Raw genomic sequence first — 19,002 nt, forward strand, 5'->3', positions numbered from 1 at the left:
CGGGGGCCTTCTCTGCGGGCCGTGACCGCCGCGGACGCGGTGAGGCCGTACACCACTCGTGTACGGCCTCACGTGCGTCCGGAGCCTGACGCGGCCGGTGTTCGCTCTGTTCGCTCAGAGCGAACCATGTCCCGCCGTGGACGCCCCGTCGGCACCCCACTCCACCGCGGGTCCCTCGAAGCGCGTCGGCGCTTCGTCCACCGGACGGGCCGCCGGGCCGAGGACGAAGACGTCCGGGGCCCCGTCGAGGACACCGCCGGAGGGATCGTCGTCGCCCGCCCTCCGTACGACGTCCCGCTCCGGCAGCAGGATGTCGCGGACGACCACCGCGCACAGGTACAGCGTGCCGAGCAGATGGACGGCGACGGCGAGCTGGTAGCCCCCCGTAGGAAGTCCCTTGTGGGCGTCCCCGCTCGTCGTGTACGCGAGATACATCCAGATGCCCAGGAAGTAGCCGACCTCGCACGCCTGCCAGATCAGGAAGTCCCGCCAGCGCGGCCGGGCCAGCGCGGCGAGGGGGACCAGCCAGAGCACGTACTGCGGTGAGTACACCTTGTTGGTGAGGATGAACGCCGCGATGATCAGGAAGGCCAGCTGGGCGAAACGCGGCCGACGCGGGGCGGTCAGCGTCAGTACAGCCAGGCCGGCGCAGATCAGCACCATGAGGATCATGGCCCAGTCGTTGGCCGTGTCGGGGCTGATCGCGGTGTTCCACCGCTGGGAGACGATCAGGAAGATCGAGCCGAAGTCGACGCCCCGGTCGTGGCTGAAGCGGTAGAACTTCGACCAGCCGTCCGGGGCCAGCAGCAGCACCGGAAGATTGACCACGAGCCAGGCCGCGACAGCGCCGAACAGCGCCCTCCCGTACTCCCGCCACCGGCCCGCACGCCAGCACAGGACCAGGAGCGGCCCGAGGATCAGGAACGGATAGAACTTGGCGGCCGTGGCGAGCCCCAGCAGCACACCGAACGCGAGGGGCCGGCCACGCGACCACATGAGCATCGCGGCCGCCAGGAGGGCCACGGCGAGCAGGTCCCAGTTGATGGTGGCGGTCAGGGCGAAGGCCGGTGCGAGGGCCACCAGAAGCCCGTCCCAGGGACGCCGGCGGTGGGTGCGCACGGTGCACACGGCGATGACCGCGGCGCACACCATCAGCATTCCGGCGTTGACGAACCAGTAGAACTGCTCCTGGTGCTGCATGCTTCCGCCGCCGGGCGTCAGCCACGCGGCGACCTCCATGAACACGCCGGTGAGCACCGGGTATTCGAGGTAGTCCATGTCGCCGGGGAGCTTGTCGAAGTACGGCACGAGTCCGTCGGCGAAGCCGCGCCCCTGGTACAGGTGCGGGATGTCCGAGTAGCACGCGTGCGTGTACTGGGAACTGGCGCCGAAGAACCATCCGCTGTCGTAGCAGGGCAGTTTCTGCACCATGCCGAGGGCGAACATGCCGAGGGCGACGAGGGCCACGACCCGCACGGGCGTCCACCAGGACGTCCCGAGCAGGGCGCGGCGCCCGAGGGGGCCTCCGAACAGCTCGCTGCCGAGGGCGGCGACCTCGTCCTCCTTGGTCGGCCGCACCACGTCCGGCTCGTACTCGACGGCTCGCGTCGTCTCTCCGCTGGGCATGCCGCACATCCTGCCGTACGCGCCGGGGAACGCGCCGGGAGGCGGGGGATCCGGTCACGACGGCGCCCCTTCGCATGTTTCACGTGAAACATGCGAAGGGGCGCGAATCAGCGGCTTTCGCCACCGTCACCCGGCTCCGAGGAAACCGAGTCCTGGCGGGACCTCAGTTCCGTCCTCCGAACAAGCCTCCGTCGTTGCCGCCATTGCCGCCGTTGCTGTTGCCTCGAGTGGTCCCGGTCTCCTCGCTCGTCGTCGAGGACGGGGACGTGCCTCCGCCCGGACCCTCGCCGCCCGTGCCCCCGCCATTGGGGCCACCGTTTTCGTTCCCGGAGTCCGTGCAGCCCTGGAAGAAGTTGCAGCTCTGCGAGGACGTGGGGGACGGCGACGTACTGCTCCGCGTGGGCGTGGGGCTCGTCGACGGACTGCTCGACGCGCTCTTGGTGGGAGTGGGCGACGGGCTCGTCGACGCCTCCGCGTTGACGACCTTGCCGATGGGCAGCGCCTGCGGGAAGTCCTTGGCGGGGACGCCCTTGAGTGCCTGCTCCATGTAGTCGTGCCAGATCTGGGCCGGGAACGAGGCGCCGTGGATCTTCTCCTCGCCACCCGTTCCGTACATCTCCAGGAACTGGCGGTTCTTGTTGCTCTCGTCGTCGTCCAGCCGGTACATCGAGATCGCGGTGGAGAGCTGCGGCGTGTAGCCGACGAACCAGGCGGACTTGTTCCCGTCCGTGGTACCCGTCTTGCCGGCGACCTCGCGGCCGGTGAGCCGCGCCGCCGTACCGGTTCCCTTGTCGACCACTGTCTTCAGCACGTCGGTGACGTTGTTGGCCACATTGGGTTCGTAGGCCGGGGTGCTCTTGGCCTCCTTCTTGTGGTCGTAGACGGTGCCGTCCTTGCTCTCGACCTTCTCGACCGAGTAGGGCTCACGCTGTTTGCCGCTGTCCGCGAACGTGGCGTAGGCGCCGGCCATGCGGATGGCGCTGGGGTCGGAGGTACCGATGGAGAACGAGGGGAAGTTCGAGCTGGCCAGGCTGCTCTTCAGGAGGCCGGCGTCCAGGGCCGACTCCTCGACCTTGTCCAGCCCCACGTCCATGCCGAGCTGGACGTATGCGGAGTTGACCGACAGCCGCATCGCCTCACGGAGGTCGATCTTGTAGCTGGGCGGAGTGCCGACCGACTCACCGCCGTCGTTGGTCTGCAGCCACTCCTTGCCCTCCTTGTCCTTCCAGACGTCCCCGTTGTATTCGAGGATCTTGAACTTGTTCTTGCCGCTGTAGAGGCTCTTGGGCGAGGCGACGGTGCGTTGTCCGTCCTGCGCCTGCTCCGGATCGCCCTTGGGGTCACGGACGCCCCACTTCATCGCGGCGGCCAGCACGAACGGCTTGAAGGTCGAACCGACCTGGGCGCCGGTGACGTCGGCGTTGTTGGTGAAGTGCTTGGTCGCGTCCTCACCGCCGTAGATGGCCTTGATCGCCCCTGTGTCCGGGTCGACGGAGGCACCGCCGAACTGGACGTGCGTGTCGGTCTTGGGACGCTGCTTGGGCTTGATCTTGGCCTTCTGGACCTTCTTCACCGCGGCCTCGAGCTCATTGACCTTCTTCTTGTCGAAGGTCGTGTGGATCGAGTAGCCGCCCTGCTGGAGCTGGTTGCTGGTGATGTCGGTGTTCTTGACCACCGAGCCGTTGGCCAGGTCGACGAGGTAACCGATCTGACCGCTCAGCGCGGTGTTCGCCCTGGGGTTCTTCACCTTCGGGAGCTTGGTGTGCTTCGCCCGTTCGGTCTGGCTCAGGTGGCCGTACTCGACCATCTTGTTGAGCGTGTCCTGCATCTGGCCGAGGGCCCGCCTGGTGTTGGCCTTGGCGGTGGCGGCGGGGTCGATGGCGACCGCGCCGGCCGGGTCGTAGTAGGTGGCGCCCTTGAGCATCGCCGAGAGGAAGGCGCACTCGCCCGGATCGAGGTCCTTGGCGTCCTTGTCGAAGTACGCCCGCGCGGCCGCCTGGATGCCGTAGGCGCCCCGGCCGTAGTAGGCGGAGTTCAGGTAGTCGGCGAGGATCTTGTCCTTGTCGACGTTGGCGCCGACCTTGACCGAGATGAAGATCTCCTTGAACTTGCGGGAGATCGTCTGCGACCGGTCGTCCAGCAGCGCGTTCTTCACGTACTGCTGGGTGATGGTCGAGCCGCCCTGGGTCTCGCCGCCCCTGGCCATGTTGAACAGCGCGCGGCCGATGCCCTTGGGGTCGATGCCGTTGTCGTCGTAGAAGGTCTTGTTCTCCTGGGAGATCACCGCCCAGCGCATCTCCTTGGGGATCTGCGCGAAGTTGATGATCTGGCGGTTGGTCTCACCACCGGTGGCCACCATCTGGCTGCCGTCGGCCCAGTAGTAGACGTTGTTCTGCGCCGTCGCCGTCTTGGCGATGTCCGGCACGCTCACCATCGCGTAACCGATGCCGGTTACGACCACCATGGTGCCGACGAAGCCGATGAAGCAGCCGGTCACCAGTTTCCAGGACGGTACCCAGCGGTGCCAGCCGTCCTTGCCGGCCCGCGGATAGTCGAGGAACCGCCTCTTGTCCGGATCCGGTCCGCGTCCCCGGCCGCGGCCGGGCCCGTTCGGCCCGCCCGGGCCGCGGCGGCCACCGCCACCACCGCTTCCGTGGCCGCTTCCGGCGCCGTCGGCCGCTCTGCGCCGGCCTCCGCCGCTTCTCTGCGCGGCTCGCCTGGCCTCGGCACGACCGCCGGACAGACGTTCCTCACCTCCCCACTCGGGGGAGTCGGCCGGAGATCCGGTGGCGCCTCGCGGTGCCGCGCGGCGACCGGAGGACGCCGACTGACCGCGTCGGGCCGCGGCACGTCCGCCTCCCTGCGGCTGCGGCGGTTTGCGACGGTGCTCGCTCATCGAACGATTACTCCTCGGGCAGGCGCACCCGTGCGCGCCTGGAAACGGCGGCTGTTTTCCGGTCCCCCCGAAGTACGGATGCGGTCGCTCACGCATTCACCCGTACTGCACCGAGGGGGAGGACGTTACCGTCCCTCCCTCGGCTTCCGGCGGTCTGCATGGCGCACAGACTACGCACCGTCAAAACCAGCCGAGGTTCGAACTTCACCCCAAACCCGGCAGGTTGCCTCTCACGAATCAGTGATGTGACCCCGTTCACCGTGTTCCCTCTTGTCGCCGTCGCAGGAGCGTTCTATCGTGCTGATGTATCGAGTCGATACATCAGCACGACATAAAGACGTGCTGGGGACCTGCGCGAGAGGGAGGAGGCGACGATGAGCCGGCGTGCCGGGATCCTCGAGTTCGCCGTACTCGGCCTGCTCCGCGAGTCCCCGATGCACGGCTATGAGCTGCGCAAACGGCTCAATACATCACTGGGTGTGTTCCGTGCGTTCAGCTACGGCACGCTGTACCCCTGCCTCAAGACGCTGGTCGCGAACGGCTGGTTGATCGAGGAACCGGGGGTCACGGCCGACGGCACGCCCGCCGCCCCGCTCTCGGGACGGCGCGCCAAGATCGTTTACCGGTTGACGGCGGACGGCAAGGAGCACTTCGAGGAACTGCTCTCCCAGACCGGACCCGACGCCTACGAGGACGAACACTTCGCCGCGCGCTTCGCCTTCTTCGGCCAGACCTCGCGGGACGTGCGCATGCGCGTCCTGGAGGGCCGCCGCAGTCGGCTGGAGGAACGCCTGGAGAAGATGAGCGCCTCCCTGGCCCGCACCCGGGAACGCCTCGACGACTACACCCTCGAGCTCCAGCGCCACGGGATGGAGTCCGTGGAGCGCGAAGTGCGCTGGCTGAACGAGCTCATCGAGAGCGAGCGGGCAGGGCGGGACCTGAAGGATTCCGCCTCCTCAGGACCCGCTCAGCAGAACACAGGATCCGGCTCGTCGGGCGGCCTGCCCCGGCGCGGTGACAGCACCGCGCCGGATACGCCCGACGACACCGCCATGTGAGCCCCGATCGGGGTCTCACCGAATACACACAGGGAGCAACCGGAATGGGTTCGGTTCGCGTAGCCATCGTCGGCGTGGGCAACTGCGCCGCATCGCTGGTGCAGGGCGTCGAGTACTACAAGGACGCCGACGCGGCGTCCAAGGTGCCTGGGCTGATGCACGTCCAGTTCGGCGAGTACCACGTCCGCGACATCGAGTTCGTCGCCGCGTTCGACGTGGACGCCAAGAAGGTCGGCCTCGACCTGGCGGACGCCATCGGCGCCTCGGAGAACAACACCATCAAGATCTGCGACGTCCCCAACTCCGGTGTGACGGTCCAGCGCGGCCACACCCTCGACGGCCTCGGCAAGTACTACCGCGAGACCATCGAGGAGTCCGCCGAGGCCCCGGTCGACATCGTCCAGATCCTCAAGGACAAGCAGGTCGACGTCCTGGTCTGCTACCTGCCCGTGGGCTCCGAGGACGCGGCGAAGTTCTACGCCCAGTGCGCCATCGACGCCAAGGTCGCCTTCGTCAACGCCCTCCCGGTCTTCATCGCCGGCACCAAGGAGTGGGCGGACAAGTTCACCGAGGCGGGCGTCCCGATCGTCGGCGACGACATCAAGTCGCAGGTCGGCGCCACCATCACGCACCGTGTCATGGCGAAGCTGTTCGAGGACCGGGGCGTCGTCCTGGACCGCACGATGCAGCTGAACGTCGGCGGCAACATGGACTTCAAGAACATGCTCGAGCGTGAGCGCCTGGAGTCGAAGAAGATCTCGAAGACGCAGGCCGTCACCTCGCAGATCCCCGACCGGGACCTGGGCGCGAAGAACGTCCACATCGGCCCGTCGGACTACGTCCAGTGGCTCGACGACCGCAAGTGGGCCTACGTGCGCCTCGAGGGCCGTGCCTTCGGTGACGTCCCGCTGAACCTGGAGTACAAGCTCGAGGTGTGGGACTCCCCGAACTCCGCGGGTGTCATCATCGACGCCCTGCGCGCCGCGAAGATCGCCAAGGACCGGGGCATCGGTGGCCCCATCCTGTCGGCGTCCTCGTACTTCATGAAGTCCCCGCCGGTCCAGTTCTTCGACGACCAGGCCCGGGAGAACGTGGAGAAGTTCATCGCGGGCGAGGTCGAGCGCTAAGAGCCCACCGGCTCACGCGTCGCCGAAGGTCCCCGGGGCACCGTCCCGGGGACCTTCCCCGTATGTGAGGGTGTCTCCCATGGCCGTCCTCCCTGACCTGCGCGTCCTGTTGCGCCTCGGGGACTTCCGGCGCCTGCTCGCGGTGCGGCTGCTCTCCCAGGGCGCCGACGGCGTCTACCAGGTCGCGCTCGCCACCTACGTCGTCTTCTCCCCGGAGAAGCAGACCTCCGCCGCCGCGATCGCCTCCGCGATGGCCGTGCTCCTCCTGCCGTACTCCCTCATCGGCCCCTTCGCCGGCGTCCTGCTCGACCGCTGGCGCCGCCGTCAGGTCCTCCTCCACGGCAATCTGCTGCGCGCCCTGCTCGCCTGCGTGACGGCGGTGCTGATGGTGAGCGGGGTGCCCGACCGGCTGTTCTACGTCTCCGCGCTGTGCGTCACCGCGGTCAACCGCTTCGTTCTCGCCGGCCTGTCCGCGGCGCTGCCCCGCGTCGTCGACACCGAGCGCCTGGTGCTGGCCAACTCGCTCTCCCCGACCGCCGGCACCCTCGCCGCGACCGCAGGCGGAGGCCTCGCCTTCGTGCTGCGCCTCGCGGTCTCCGACTCCGACGTCGCCGTGGTGCTGCTGGGCGCCGCGCTGTACCTGGGCGCCGCCCTGGTGTCCCTGCGCATCGCGCCGGGACTCCTCGGCCCCGACGGCGCGGCGATACACCCCCGGCTCCGTCGGGCGCTCGCCGGCACCGCGCGTGGTCTCGCCCAGGGCGTACGTCACCTCGTGGAGCCCGAGCGCAGGGCCGCCGCCCTGGCGCTGACCGCCATGACGCTCATGCGGTTCTGCTACGGCGCGCTGACGGTCATGGTGCTGATGCTCTGCCGGTACGCCCTCGCCGACGGCACCGACGAGGGGTTGGCACTGCTCGGCCTGGCCGTGGGGGCGTCCGGCGCGGGGTTCTTCGTGGCGGCCGTGCTGACACCGTGGACGGCCGGGCGGTTCGGGCCCGGACGGTGGATCGTCGCGTGCGCGGCCGGTGCGGCGGTCCTGGAGCCCACGCTCGGCCTGCCGTTCGCCACCGGTCCGATGCTGGCGGCTGCGTTCGTGCTGGGGCTGACCACTCAGGGAGCGAAGATCGCGACGGACACGATCGTGCAGTCCTCGGTCGACGACCGCTTCCGCGGCCGGATCTTCTCGGTCTACGACGTGCTGTTCAACGTCGCCTTCGTCGGCGCGGCCGCACTGGGCGCCGTGATGCTGCCCGGCGACGGCCGATCAGGTTCGCTGGTGGTGCTGGTGGCACTGGTCTACGGGGCGGTTGCTGCCGCTATGTCCCTCTTCGCTCGCCAGTAAGTGTCACATCAAAGCCACAGTCCCTTTTCGGACTTCGCACTTGTCAGTGCGGCCGGATAACTTACGGACGTCTTATTTCGCGCCATGCGCCCGGCACCTTCACGCCTGTCGGTCTCGCGCATGGTTTCTTCATCAAGGGGGACCCCCAAGTGACCGTTCCGCCGCCGCCCCAGGGCCAGAACCCGTACGCCCAGACGCCCACCGCTCCCACGGGGCAGCCGGCCGGACAGCCGGGAGTTCCTCCGCAGCAGCCCAGCCAGCCGGGCGTCCCGCCGCAGGGTCCCTACGCGCCGTTTCCGCAGCAGCAGGGCGGCCCCGTGCCGCCTCCGCCCGCGCCCCCGGCCCGTCGTGGCGGCAAGAAGGCACTCAAGGTCATAGGCGGCATCGTCGTGGCCGTGCTCGTCATCGGCCTGAAGTTCGGCGCCGGCTGGGGCCTGGGCTGGCTCTTCGGACGCGACGACGCCGAGACCACGTCGGTGGGCAGCTGTATGCACAACGACGGCACCCAGACCAGCCCCGACCTCCAGGAGGTCGACTGCTCGTCGGGCAAAGCCCAGTACAAGGTGGTCGAGAAGTTCGGCGGCTCCTCGGACAGCAGCAAGTGCGACAACATCAAGGACGCGACGATCTCCTACATCCAGTCCGGCAACGGCCACGATGTGGTGCTGTGCCTGAAGGAGGCAAGCTGACACCGGAGCCGGTGGGCGGTCACCGGTAGCGCGAGGGGCGATGTTTCACGTGAAACATCGCCCCTCGTCGTGTGCGGAACGCAGGAAGGGCGGGTCATGTTTCACGTGAAACATGGCCCGCCCTTCCTGCCGTCAGTCCTGCGCGCTCCACCACTCCTTGAGCGCGGTCACGGCCTCGTCGCGCTCCATCGGGCCGTTCTCCAGCCGCAGTTCCAGCAGATGCTGGTACGCCTGTCCGACGACAGGGCCCGGGCGCACACCGAGGATCTCCATGATCTGATTCCCGTCGAGATCAGGCCGGATGGAGTCCAGCTGCTCCTGCTCCTGGAGCTGAGCGATGCGCTCCTCCAGGCCGTCGTACGCGCGCGACAGTGCGGTCGCCTTGCGCTTGTTCCGGGTCGTGCAGTCGGAGCGGGTCAGCTTGTGCAGGCGTTCCAGCAGCGGTCCCGCGTCCCGGACGTACCGCCGGACCGCTGAATCCGTCCACTCACCGGTGCCGTAGCCGTGGAAGCGTAGGTGGAGCTCGACCAGCCGGGAGACGTCCTTCACCAGTTCGTTGGAGTACTTGAGCGCCGCCATCCGCTTCTTGGTCATCTTGGCGCCCACCACTTCGTGGTGGTGGAAGGAGACCCGGCCGTCCTCCTCGAACCGCCGCGTCCTCGGCTTGCCGATGTCGTGCAGTAGGGCCGCGAGCCGCAGCGTCAAATCGGGCCCGCCCTCCTCCAGCGCGATCGCCTGCTCCAGCACGATCAGTGTGTGGTCGTAGACGTCCTTGTGCCGGTGGTGCTCGTCCCGCTCCAGCCGCAGAGCGGGAAGCTCGGGCAGCACGTACTGGGCGAGTCCGGTTTCGACGAGCAGGGTCAGCCCCTTGCGCGGATGCGCGGAGAGAAGCAGCTTGTTCAGCTCGTCCCGGACCCGCTCGGCCGACACGATCTGGATGCGGCCGGCCATCTCCTTCATGGCCGCCACGACCTCCGGCGCCACCTCGAAGTCGAGCTGCGCGGCGAAGCGTGCGGCACGCATCATGCGCAGCGGGTCGTCGGAGAAGGACTCCTGGGGGGTGCCGGGCGTGCGCAGCACTCGGGCGTCGAGATCGTCACGACCGTGGTGCGGGTCGATGAACTGCTTCTCGGGCAGCGCGACCGCCATCGCGTTGACCGTGAAGTCGCGCCGGACGAGGTCCTCCTCGATGGAGTCGCCGTACGACACCTCCGGTTTGCGCGAGGTGCGGTCGTACGCCTCCGAGCGGTAGGTGGTCACCTCGATCTGGAAGCGCTGCACGGTGTCCCCGACCCGGGCGTCCTTCTGCACCCCGACCGTCCCGAAGGCGATCCCGACCTCCCACACCGCGTCCGCCCAGGGGCGCACGATCCGCAGCACGTCCTCGGGGCGTGCGTCGGTCGTGAAGTCCAGGTCGTTGCCGAGCCGGCCCAACAGGGCGTCCCGTACCGAGCCGCCGACCAGGGCCAGGGAGAACCCGGCCTCCTGGAATCGACGGGCGAGGTCGTCGGCGGCAGGGGAGACCCGCAGCAGTTCACTGACCGCGTGGTGCTGCACCTGACTCAGGGCACTGGGATTGTCTGTGTTGGCGTTCGGCACAACAGCAAAGAGTACGTGTCCCGGCCTCTCCACGGCTCCTCCGCACAACCCGCACAGAGCCTCTCAAACGGGCACAGTTTTTCCACTGCATGGCAAGTCGGCGCATACCCGCACATGCGGTGCGGCCGACCGCTTCCGATCGATCTTGCCGACCGGTCCGCGGCACTTCCCTCCCGCGAGCATCGTTACCATGCGTGGACGCACAATCCAACGACCACTGACGATGACGAGGGACGGGCGAGCGCGTGGCCGAGGCGGCAGACTTCCCGGGGACACCTCCCTCACCTGCCCGCCGCCGCCTGCGGCGCGTTCTGGCGCTGGTCACCGGGGCGCCCCTGCTGGCCGGTGCGTGTCTGCTGCCCGCCCAGGGAAGCGCACAGGCCGCCCCGAAGGCCTCTCCGGCCCAGGCGAGCGGTTCCCGCACGGTGGCCGTCTCGCTGGACTCCCTCGCCCCCTCCGCGCCCACCGACGGCGACACCCTCACCGTCTCCGGCACCGTCGTCAACAACGGCAGGCAGCCGGTCACGGACGCCCACCTGGCGCTGCGCGTGGGCGCCTCCATGAGCAGCCGCACGGCGATCGAGACCGCCGCCAGGACCACGGGCTACCAGCCGGGCACGGACGGCATGGAGATCCCCGGCTCCTACGAGGAGAAGTTCACCAGGCTCGCCCCCGGGGTCGCCCAGCGCTTCACGCTCTCCCTCCCCGTCTCGAAACTGCACCTCGGCTCCAGCGGCGTCTACCAGCTCGGCGTCTCGCTCTCCGGCCAGACCCCGGTGGCGCCGTACGAGCAGGTGCTGGGCATCGAGCGGACCTTCCTGCCGTGGCAGCCGGACGAGGCCGACACCAGGACGAAGACCACGTACCTGTGGCCGCTCATCTCCTCCGTGCACCTCGCCGCCGAGACCGCGTCCAACGAGCAGCAGACCCCCGTCTTCCACGACGACGACCTGCTCAAGGAGATCTCCCCGGGCGGTCGGCTCAACCAGATGGTCTCTCTGGGCAAGGATCTCGACGTCACCTGGGTGATCGACCCCGCGCTGCTGGGCGCCGTCGACGCGATGGCCGACGGCTACGAGGTCGAGGGGGCCGACGGCACGCCCCTCCCCGGTCGCGGGCAGAACGCCGCCAAGCAGTGGCTGGCCGCGCTGGAGGACGCGGTCCAGGACAAGGAGGTCGTCGCACTCCCCTTCGCCGACCCCGACCTGGCATCCCTGGCCCACAACGGCAAGAACGTGGCCGGCACCCTCAGCCACCTCAAGGACGCCACGGACGTGGCGGCCATCACCGTGGAGACCGTCCTCCACGTCACCCCCGACACGGACTTCGCCTGGCCCGCGGAGGGCGCGCTCGACCCGTCGATCGTCAAGGTCGCCACCTCCGCGGGCGCGGACAAGGTGATCGCCCGCAGCGACACCTTCCGGGAGAGCGGCAGCCTCACTTACACCCCCGGCGCCGCCCGCCCCGTCGGGGGCGGCACCACGGCGGTCGTCACGGACGCCACGCTCTCCACCGCGTTCCAGAAGGACATGTCCCACGCGGGGAACTCCACCCTCGCCGTGCAGAAGTTCCTGGCGCAGAGCCTGATGATCGACCTGCAGGACCCCGGCAAGCAGCGCAGCATCGTCGTCGCGCCCCAGCGCATGCCCACGGCGAGCCAGGCGACGACGATGGCCCAGGCACTGACCGCGCTCCAGCAGAGCACCTGGTCCCAGGCACAGGGCCTCTCCGGCGCCGCCGACGCCAAGGCCGATCCGGCTGCCTCCACCCGTGTCCCGGCCGCCTCCGCGTACCCCCGCTCCCTGCGCAGGAAGGAACTGCCGAAGTCGGCGTTCGAGGACGTGGAGAGCACGCACAGCCAGCTGAACAAGTTCACGACGATCCTCACCGCCCCGGCAAAGGTGGCGACCCCCTTCGGTCGTGCCCTCGACCGAGGCGTCTCGACCTCCTGGCGCGGCAGGACCGCACAGGCCGCCGACTACCGCGACTCAGTGGCCTCTTCCCTCGACGTACTGGTCCAGCAGGTCAGGCTGATCGAGAAGTCCGATGCCAGCCTCTCCGGGCGCAGCGCCACGATCCCGGTCACCGTGCAGAATCGCCTGCTCCAGGGCGTCGACCATCTGGTGCTGCGGCTGACCTCGGTCAACCCCACACGTATGCGGATCAACGAGGGCACGTTCGAGGAGCAGCGCGTCACGGTCGCCGCCGGTCACAGCCAGTCGGTGAAGTTCACCACCTCCGCCAAGGCGAACGGCCGGGCGTCGGTGGTGGCGCAGCTCTACACCGAGGACGGCCAGGCGTACGGCCCCGCGGTCACCTTCGATGTGAAGGTCAACCAACTCACACCGACGGTGCTGCTGGTGATCGCCGGCGGCGTGCTGCTCCTGGTGCTCGCCGGATTCCGGATGTACACCCAGCGCAAGCGGGCCGCCGCCCGGCAGGCGGAGGAGACCGGTGCCGACTCCGCCGGTGAAGATCTGAACGGCGACGACCCCGGGGCCGTAGACACTGAGGGCACCACAGGCAGCACGGACGACAGCACACCCGCGGAAGGCGACGCCGGACGCGGGAGCGGGCACCCGGAGGACACGGGGGGCGCCGACGGCTCCGCGGGCTCGGGACAGGATTCCGGGCAGGACTCGGGGCAGGATTCGGGACAGCCGGCCGCGAAGTCCGGACCGGGCAGCGGTCCGGACCACGCGGGTGAGCCGGCACCGGACACCGCTTCCGGGAATGCCGGCCGGTCCGCCACGGGTGAGAGAGTGGACCGTTGAGCGATGTCGTGGCCGGTGGGCCGGGGACGATGAGGTGGGGTAGACCATGAACGCGCCGTACGACGGTGACCGCGGCCGGGCCGCGGGTCACTCGGGTCACCCCGAGGGCCCACCGCCCGGGCCGGGCCAGGTCCCGCCCGGGCCTGGTGCGGACATGTACGCGCACGACGGCTACGCCCAGGATGCCTACGCCCAGGATGCCTACGGCCGGGAGCCCTACGACGGGCAGCCCCCGGCACAGCAGGCCCCCGACCCGCGGTCCTGGACCCGGCCGCCGGCGGCCGGCGCCGAGGAGCGGTCGCCGTACCCCTCCCAGCCTTACGGCGAGGACACCCGCACCATGCAGTTCGTGGGCGCCGGGGGTTCGGCCGACCGGGCAGGCGAGGAGCAGCGGGACGCCTTCGCCCACCTCTTCCGGGACCAGCAGCAGGCCGACCCGCCCACGATGGACCTCGGCGCGGTCGCGGCGCCCGTCGCCGCTTCCGGCACCGTGCAGCAGCCGCCCGTGGCGGAGGCTCAGTCGGCGGCCCCGGCGAAGAAGGGCGGCCGCGCCTCGGGGCTGCTGAAGTCCAGCGCGGTGATGGCGGCGGGCACGATGGTGTCCCGGCTGACGGGGTTCGTGCGGTCGGCGCTGATCGTGTCGGCACTGGGGCTGGGCGTGTTGGGCGACTCCTTCCAGGTCGCCTATCAGCTCCCGACGATGATCTACATCCTGACCGTGGGCGGCGGCCTCAACTCCGTCTTCGTGCCCCAGCTGGTGCGCGCGATGAAGGACGACGACGACGGCGGCGAGGCCTTCGCCAACCGACTGCTGACCCTGGTGATGGTGGCCCTCGGGCTGCTCACCGCCCTGGCGATACTCGCCGCGCCCCTCCTCGTCCGGGTGCTGTCCAACTCCGTGGCCACCGACCCTGCCGCCAACGATGTGGCCGTCACCTTCACCCGGTACTTCCTGCCCTCGATCTTCTTCATGGGCGTCCACGTGGTGATGGGTCAGGTACTCAACGCCCGCGGCAAATTCGGCGCGATGATGTGGACCCCGGTCCTCAACAACATCGTCATCATCGTGACTCTGGGCATGTTCATCTGGGTCTACGGGACCGCCGGGCACTCCCACATGGCGGTGACGAACATCCCGCCGGAGGGTCAGCGACTGCTCGGCGTCGGAATCCTGCTCGGACTCGTCGTCCAGGCGCTGGCGATGATTCCCTACCTGCGGGAGACCGGCTTCCGGCTGCGGCTCCGGTTCGACTGGAAGGGACACGGTCTGGGCAAGGCCGCGATGCTGGCCAAGTGGACCGTCCTCTTCGTCCTCGCCAACCAGGCGGGCGCCCTGGTCGTCTCCCAGCTCTCCACCTCCGCCGGGGACCACTCCCCCGCGAAGGGGACGGGGCTCGCCGCCTACGCCAACGCCCAGCTCATCTGGGGCCTCCCGCAGGCCATCCTCACCGTCTCCCTGATGGCCGCGCTGCTGCCGCGGATCTCCCGCTCCGCCGCCGAGAACGACGGCGGTGCCGTCCGGGACGACATCTCGCAGGGTCTGCGCACCACGGCCGTCGCCATCGTCCCCGTCGCCTTCGGCTTCGTCGCCCTCGGCATCCCGATGTGCACGCTCATGTTCGGTACCTCCGGCACCGACGCGGCGACCAACATGGGCTACATGCTCATGGCGTTCGGCCTGGGCCTCATTCCGTACTCCGTGCAGTACGTCGTGCTCCGTGCCTTCTACGCCTACGAGGACACCCGGACGCCCTTCTACAACACGGTCATCGTCGCCGCCGTCAACGCCGGCGCCTCGGCGATCTGCTACTTCGTACTCCCGGCCCGCTGGGCCGTGGTCGGCATGGCCGCCTCGTACGGTCTCGCGTACGCGATCGGCGTCGGCGTCGCCTGGAACCGGCTGCGCAAGCGGCTCGGCGGCGACCTCGACGGCTCCCGCGTGCTGCGGACCTACGCACGTCTCGGCATCGCCTCGGTGCCCGCAGCGCTGCTCAGCGGGGCTGCCTGCTACGCGATCGGTCACACGCTGGGTCAGGGCGTCGGCGGCTCGTTCGCCGCCCTGCTCGGCGGTGGCGCCCTGCTGCTCGGTGTCTTCTACATCGCCGCGCGGAAGATGCGCATCGAGGAACTGAACTCGATGGTCGGCATGGTCCGCGGGCGCCTGGGGCGCTGAGGCCGGGGTAACCGCACAACCATCGTCCGCCGCCGCATGTCGTGCACAGCGACGGACTGTGGGCACAATTGGTTTCTGCGTCGGACAGTGCGCATCGGATGGGGAGGCAGGGACGACGGTGGCGGAACGGAGCATGGCTGCCGTCGACGTGGCAGACAACAGCGGCGACAAGCCGCTGACCGCCAAGGCGGACCAGTCCACGTCCGACGGGGTGGCCCAGAAGCGGGAGCGGGAGACGGACGGCGAAGAGGCACAGGACGACGGCAGGACCGAGAACATGGGCGCGGCCTCGTCGCCGCCAGAGCTGCACAGCGGCCACAAACTCGCCAGACGCTACCGCCTCGAGGAATGCGTCACCCGTCTGGACGGATTCAGCAGCTGGCGCGCGGTCGACGAGAAGCTCCGCCGTGCCGTCGGCGTGCACCTCCTGCCGGCGGAACACACCCGGGCCCGGTCGGTACTGGCCGCCGCCCGCTCCGCCGCACTCCTCGGTGACCCCCGCTTCGTCCAGGTCCTGGACGCCGTCGAGGAGAACGACCTCGTCTACGTCGTCCATGAATGGCTGCCGGACGCGACCGAACTGACGGCGCTGCTGGCCGCCGGACCGCTGGAGGTGCACGACGCCTACCAGATGGTCACCCAGGTCTCCCAGGCCATGGCCGCCGCGCACCGCGAGGGCCTGGCCCATCTGCGCCTCACCCCGGGGGCGGTGCTCCGCGCCTCGTCCGGGCAGTGGCGCATCCGCGGACTCGCCGTCAACGCCGCGCTGCGCGGCATCAGTTCCGACACCCCGCAGCGCACCGACACGGAGGCGATCGGCGCACTGCTGTACGCCTCGCTGACCCAGCGCTGGCCCTACGAGGACGACGCCTACGGGCTCTCCGGGCTGCCCAAGGGCGTCGGCCTGATCGCTCCCGACCAGGTACGGGCCGGTGTCCACCGCGGACTGTCCGAGCTGGCGATGCGCGCCCTGGCCAACGACGGGGCCACCGCCTCCCGGCACGAGTCGCCGTGCACGACGCCGGAGGAAATGGTCAAGGCGATCGGCGAGATGCCTCGCATCCGGCCACCGGAGCCGGCGTTCACCGCCCCGCCGGAGTACCAGCGCACCACCTTCCAGCAGGGCTACGGCCGCCCCGCTCCCCACCCGGGCGTCACCCAGCCGGTGACGCCGCCCCCGCCGGCGTTGCAGAGCCGTACCGGCAAGGCCCTCAAGTGGGCTGTCTCGGCGCTCCTCATCGTCGCCCTGGGGCTCGGCAGTTGGCAGCTCGCCGACGCCCTCATGGACCGGGGCGGAAAGTCCGACGACACCGGCACGACCCACACGACGGACAGCGGCGACAAGAACAGCGAGAACCACAAGCCGGTCAAGCCGCTCGCCATCAAGGGCGCGCAGGAGTACGTCGTCGAGGGATCCGCCCAGGCCCCCGAGGACGTCGGCAAGACCTACGACGACGACCCGTCCTCGTACTGGCGGACCAAGAGCTACACCGGCGGACCGCGACTCGCCCCGTACAAGCCGGGCGTGGGCATCGTCTACGACCTCGGCTCCGCCAATTCGGTGTCGACGGCCTCGATAGCGCTCCGGTACGCGGGCAACCACACGACGGTCCACCTGTACGCCACCGACTCGCTCTCGCCCTCCGCCTCCGTCAGCTCCATGACCGAGATCGGCTCCGCCACCACCAGTGGCAACAAGATCTCCCTGAAGGGCAAGAAGGCCGTGAAGACCCAGTACGTGCTGCTGTGGATCACGGACGTGCCCTACGCGCCGGGAGACGACTTCAGCGGCTCCGGCTACAAGCAGGCCATCACCGACGTGACGTTCACGGGCTAGGGATCCGAAGCACGCGGACGCGAGAGGGGGTCGGATGGCGGAGGACGCCACTTACGGCGGCCTGAGCGATCAGGACCTCCTCTCCCGTCACGTCGAGGGGGACCACGAGGCCTTCGGGGAGCTCGTACGTCGCCACCGCGACCGGCTGTGGGCGGTCGCGCTGCGGACGCTGGGGGACCGCGAGGAGGCCGCCGACGCCGTCCAGGACGCCCTGGTCTCCGCCTACCGGGCCGCGCACACCTTCCGCGGCCGCTCCGCCGTCACCACCTGGCTGCACCGCATCACGGTGAACGCCTGCCTCGACCGTGCCCGCAAGGCCGCCTCCCGCCGGACCTCCCCCGTGGAGGACTCCGAACGACTGGAGCAACTTCTGGAGCCGCACGAGTCGGCGTCCGCGCCGGCCGAGCGCAACGAGGTGAACCGGGAGCTCCTCCAGGCGCTGGCCACCCTGCAGGCCGACCAGCGTGCCGCGCTGGTCCTGGTGGACATGCAGGGATATTCCGTGGCGGAGGCAGCCCGCATCCTCGACGTCCCCACCGGCACGGTGAAGAGCCGCTGCGCGCGCGGCAGGGCGAGACTCCTGCCACTGCTCACCCATCTCCGCTCGGACGGCGGCGGAGACGAAGCAGCCCGGGCGGACGACGACGGTACCCGTGCCAGGGCGCCGAAGAAGTCCGCTGCTGCCGGAAGGAACCGGACGCGGGGAACGTCCGTCCCACCCGCAGCGAAACCACGAGACGCGGGACCCAGTGATTCAGCCGCTGTGAGGAACGGAGGTGGGCAGGCATGACATCCACGACCGACACGGCCGGACACCCGGACGTCGACGAGCTCTCCGACCTCAGCGAAGATCTCCTCCCGCCGTCTCGTGCAGGAGATATACGACGGCACCTGAAGGACTGCGCCCCGTGCGCCAAGGTCTACGCCTCCCTCACTGAGATCCGCGAGCTGCTCGGCACCCTGCCGGGCCCTGCGCACGTGCCCGATGACGTGATCGTGCGGATCGACGCAGCGCTCGTCGCTGTTTCACGTGAAACCGATGTTTCACGTGAAACATCGGGGACCGAGTCCTCCTCCGCGACCGCTTCCGTCCTCTCCCCCTCTGTGGCACCCGCTCGCCCCGCCGGGCACGGCCGTGCGGCGACCGGTCCTGGACGCGCCGGCCGGCGCCGCAGGACGGTCCTCCTCGGCGGAGTGGTCACCGCCGCCGCACTGGGCCTCGGCGCCCTGCTCACCCAGACGCTGGACACCGGCGGACAGGACGACACGGCCTCCGCGAAGGCATCGCACACCGACGCGGCCCACACCTACTCCGAGGGATCGCTGCCGGACCAGGTGACCACGCTGCTGCGCACGGACAGGGGTGGCGCCACGAGCGGTACCGCGAAGCCGCGGAACGCCGATCCCGGCGCGGACTCTTCCATCGAGTCCTCGGGCACGGGGATGCAGCCGAACAAGACCCTGCGCGGCACGACCGTCGACATCCCCCCGTGCATCGAGCGGGCGGTCGACGGCCACCAGGCCGTCCTCGCCGCCGACAAGGGCGTCTACCAAGGGGCCCGTGTCTACCTCGTGGTGACGCCGGACGCCTCCGACGCCTCGCGTGTCGCGGCCTATCTCGTGGACGCCTCCTGCACCGCGCGGTCCGACGCCTCCGGTACCGGCGAGGTGCTTCTGACGCGGAGCTACAACCGCCCCTGAGCGCCCCGTAGGTGTGTCACCCCTCCCCGGGTAGCCGAAGGGTGGAGCGTCGTGGAAGTCCCGCCCGCCCACGCGCCGCGTGACCGGGTCGGAGCGCCCCGACGCACCGGGAATGCGGGCCGCCTAGGATCCGTTGGGTGGGATGAGAGCTCGGACTGAGGCTCCCACCGAACCAACGCA

Annotated in this window: 12 protein-coding genes; 9 read left to right on the plus strand and 3 right to left on the minus strand. The window is 69.6% G+C overall.

Going from position 1 to position 19,002, the window contains the following annotated elements:
* Positions 1–114: 114 nt before the first annotated feature.
* On the minus strand, positions 115–1,635 hold the full coding sequence (locus QFZ64_RS17745) for a glycosyltransferase family 87 protein (RefSeq protein ID WP_307066860.1): 1,521 nt from the start codon (positions 1,633–1,635) through the stop codon (positions 115–117).
* Between the two features lie 154 nt (positions 1,636–1,789).
* Positions 1,790–4,522 carry a transglycosylase domain-containing protein gene (locus QFZ64_RS17750; RefSeq protein WP_307066862.1) on the minus strand — a complete coding sequence of 911 codons (2,733 nt, stop codon included), beginning with the start codon at positions 4,520–4,522 and terminating at the stop codon, positions 1,790–1,792.
* Between the two features lie 374 nt (positions 4,523–4,896).
* On the opposite strand from QFZ64_RS17750, the gene QFZ64_RS17755 reads away from it, so the two are divergent.
* From QFZ64_RS17755 to QFZ64_RS17770, 4 genes are all read left to right on the plus strand, one after another.
* Positions 4,897–5,580, plus strand: coding sequence for a PadR family transcriptional regulator (locus QFZ64_RS17755; protein WP_307066865.1), 684 nt, complete (start codon positions 4,897–4,899; stop codon positions 5,578–5,580).
* A 44-nt stretch (positions 5,581–5,624) separates the two neighbouring features.
* Positions 5,625–6,707 (plus strand): inositol-3-phosphate synthase, encoded by a 1,083-nt coding sequence (locus tag QFZ64_RS17760; RefSeq protein WP_307066868.1) that lies wholly within the window; start codon positions 5,625–5,627, stop codon positions 6,705–6,707.
* A gap of 79 nt (positions 6,708–6,786) precedes the next feature.
* Positions 6,787–8,049, plus strand: coding sequence for an MFS transporter (locus QFZ64_RS17765; RefSeq protein WP_307066870.1), 1,263 nt, complete (start codon positions 6,787–6,789; stop codon positions 8,047–8,049).
* Between the two features lie 149 nt (positions 8,050–8,198).
* Positions 8,199–8,738, plus strand: coding sequence for a hypothetical protein (locus QFZ64_RS17770; protein WP_307066872.1), 540 nt, complete (start codon positions 8,199–8,201; stop codon positions 8,736–8,738).
* A 132-nt stretch (positions 8,739–8,870) separates the two neighbouring features.
* Here QFZ64_RS17770 and QFZ64_RS17775 read toward each other — a convergent pair whose 3' ends face one another.
* Positions 8,871–10,337, minus strand: a complete 1,467-nt coding sequence (locus QFZ64_RS17775) for a CCA tRNA nucleotidyltransferase (protein ID WP_307066874.1) — start codon at positions 10,335–10,337, stop codon at positions 8,871–8,873.
* A 245-nt stretch (positions 10,338–10,582) separates the two neighbouring features.
* Here QFZ64_RS17775 and QFZ64_RS17780 point away from each other — a divergent pair, with 245 nt between their 5' ends.
* From QFZ64_RS17780 to QFZ64_RS17800, 5 genes are all read left to right on the plus strand, one after another.
* Positions 10,583–13,111: a DUF6049 family protein gene (locus tag QFZ64_RS17780; RefSeq protein ID WP_307066876.1), complete on the plus strand. Its 2,529-nt coding sequence runs from the start codon at positions 10,583–10,585 to the stop codon at positions 13,109–13,111.
* A gap of 46 nt (positions 13,112–13,157) precedes the next feature.
* The gene (murJ, locus tag QFZ64_RS17785) at positions 13,158–15,284 is read left to right on the plus strand and encodes a murein biosynthesis integral membrane protein MurJ (protein WP_307066878.1); all 2,127 of its coding nucleotides are present in this window, start codon (positions 13,158–13,160) and stop codon (positions 15,282–15,284) included.
* Between the two features lie 118 nt (positions 15,285–15,402).
* Positions 15,403–17,121, plus strand: coding sequence for a protein kinase family protein (locus QFZ64_RS17790; protein WP_307066880.1), 1,719 nt, complete (start codon positions 15,403–15,405; stop codon positions 17,119–17,121).
* A gap of 34 nt (positions 17,122–17,155) precedes the next feature.
* Positions 17,156–17,911: an RNA polymerase sigma factor SigM gene (gene sigM / locus QFZ64_RS17795; protein ID WP_307066882.1), complete on the plus strand. Its 756-nt coding sequence runs from the start codon at positions 17,156–17,158 to the stop codon at positions 17,909–17,911.
* Complete coding sequence (locus QFZ64_RS17800; protein ID WP_307066884.1) at positions 17,908–18,822, plus strand: anti-sigma factor; 915 nt, start codon at positions 17,908–17,910, stop codon at positions 18,820–18,822. Before sigM ends, QFZ64_RS17800 begins: the two co-directional genes overlap by 4 nt.
* Positions 18,823–19,002 lie beyond the last annotated feature (180 nt).

Origin of the sequence: Streptomyces sp. B3I8 (assembly GCF_030816915.1) — a bacterium.
Taxonomy (GTDB): domain Bacteria; phylum Actinomycetota; class Actinomycetes; order Streptomycetales; family Streptomycetaceae; genus Streptomyces.

Coding starts and splice junctions, on each gene's coding strand:
- QFZ64_RS17765 (WP_307066870.1), top strand. CDS start 6,787: ATGGCCGTCCTCCCTGACCTGCGCGTCCTGTTGCGCCTCGGGGACTTC.
- sigM (WP_307066882.1), top strand. CDS start 17,156: ATGGCGGAGGACGCCACTTACGGCGGCCTGAGCGATCAGGACCTCCTC.
- QFZ64_RS17750 (WP_307066862.1), bottom strand. CDS start 4,522: ATGAGCGAGCACCGTCGCAAACCGCCGCAGCCGCAGGGAGGCGGACGT.
- murJ (WP_307066878.1), top strand. CDS start 13,158: ATGAACGCGCCGTACGACGGTGACCGCGGCCGGGCCGCGGGTCACTCG.
- QFZ64_RS17800 (WP_307066884.1), top strand. CDS start 17,908: ATGACATCCACGACCGACACGGCCGGACACCCGGACGTCGACGAGCTC.
- QFZ64_RS17760 (WP_307066868.1), top strand. CDS start 5,625: ATGGGTTCGGTTCGCGTAGCCATCGTCGGCGTGGGCAACTGCGCCGCA.
- QFZ64_RS17745 (WP_307066860.1), bottom strand. CDS start 1,635: ATGTGCGGCATGCCCAGCGGAGAGACGACGCGAGCCGTCGAGTACGAG.
- QFZ64_RS17755 (WP_307066865.1), top strand. CDS start 4,897: ATGAGCCGGCGTGCCGGGATCCTCGAGTTCGCCGTACTCGGCCTGCTC.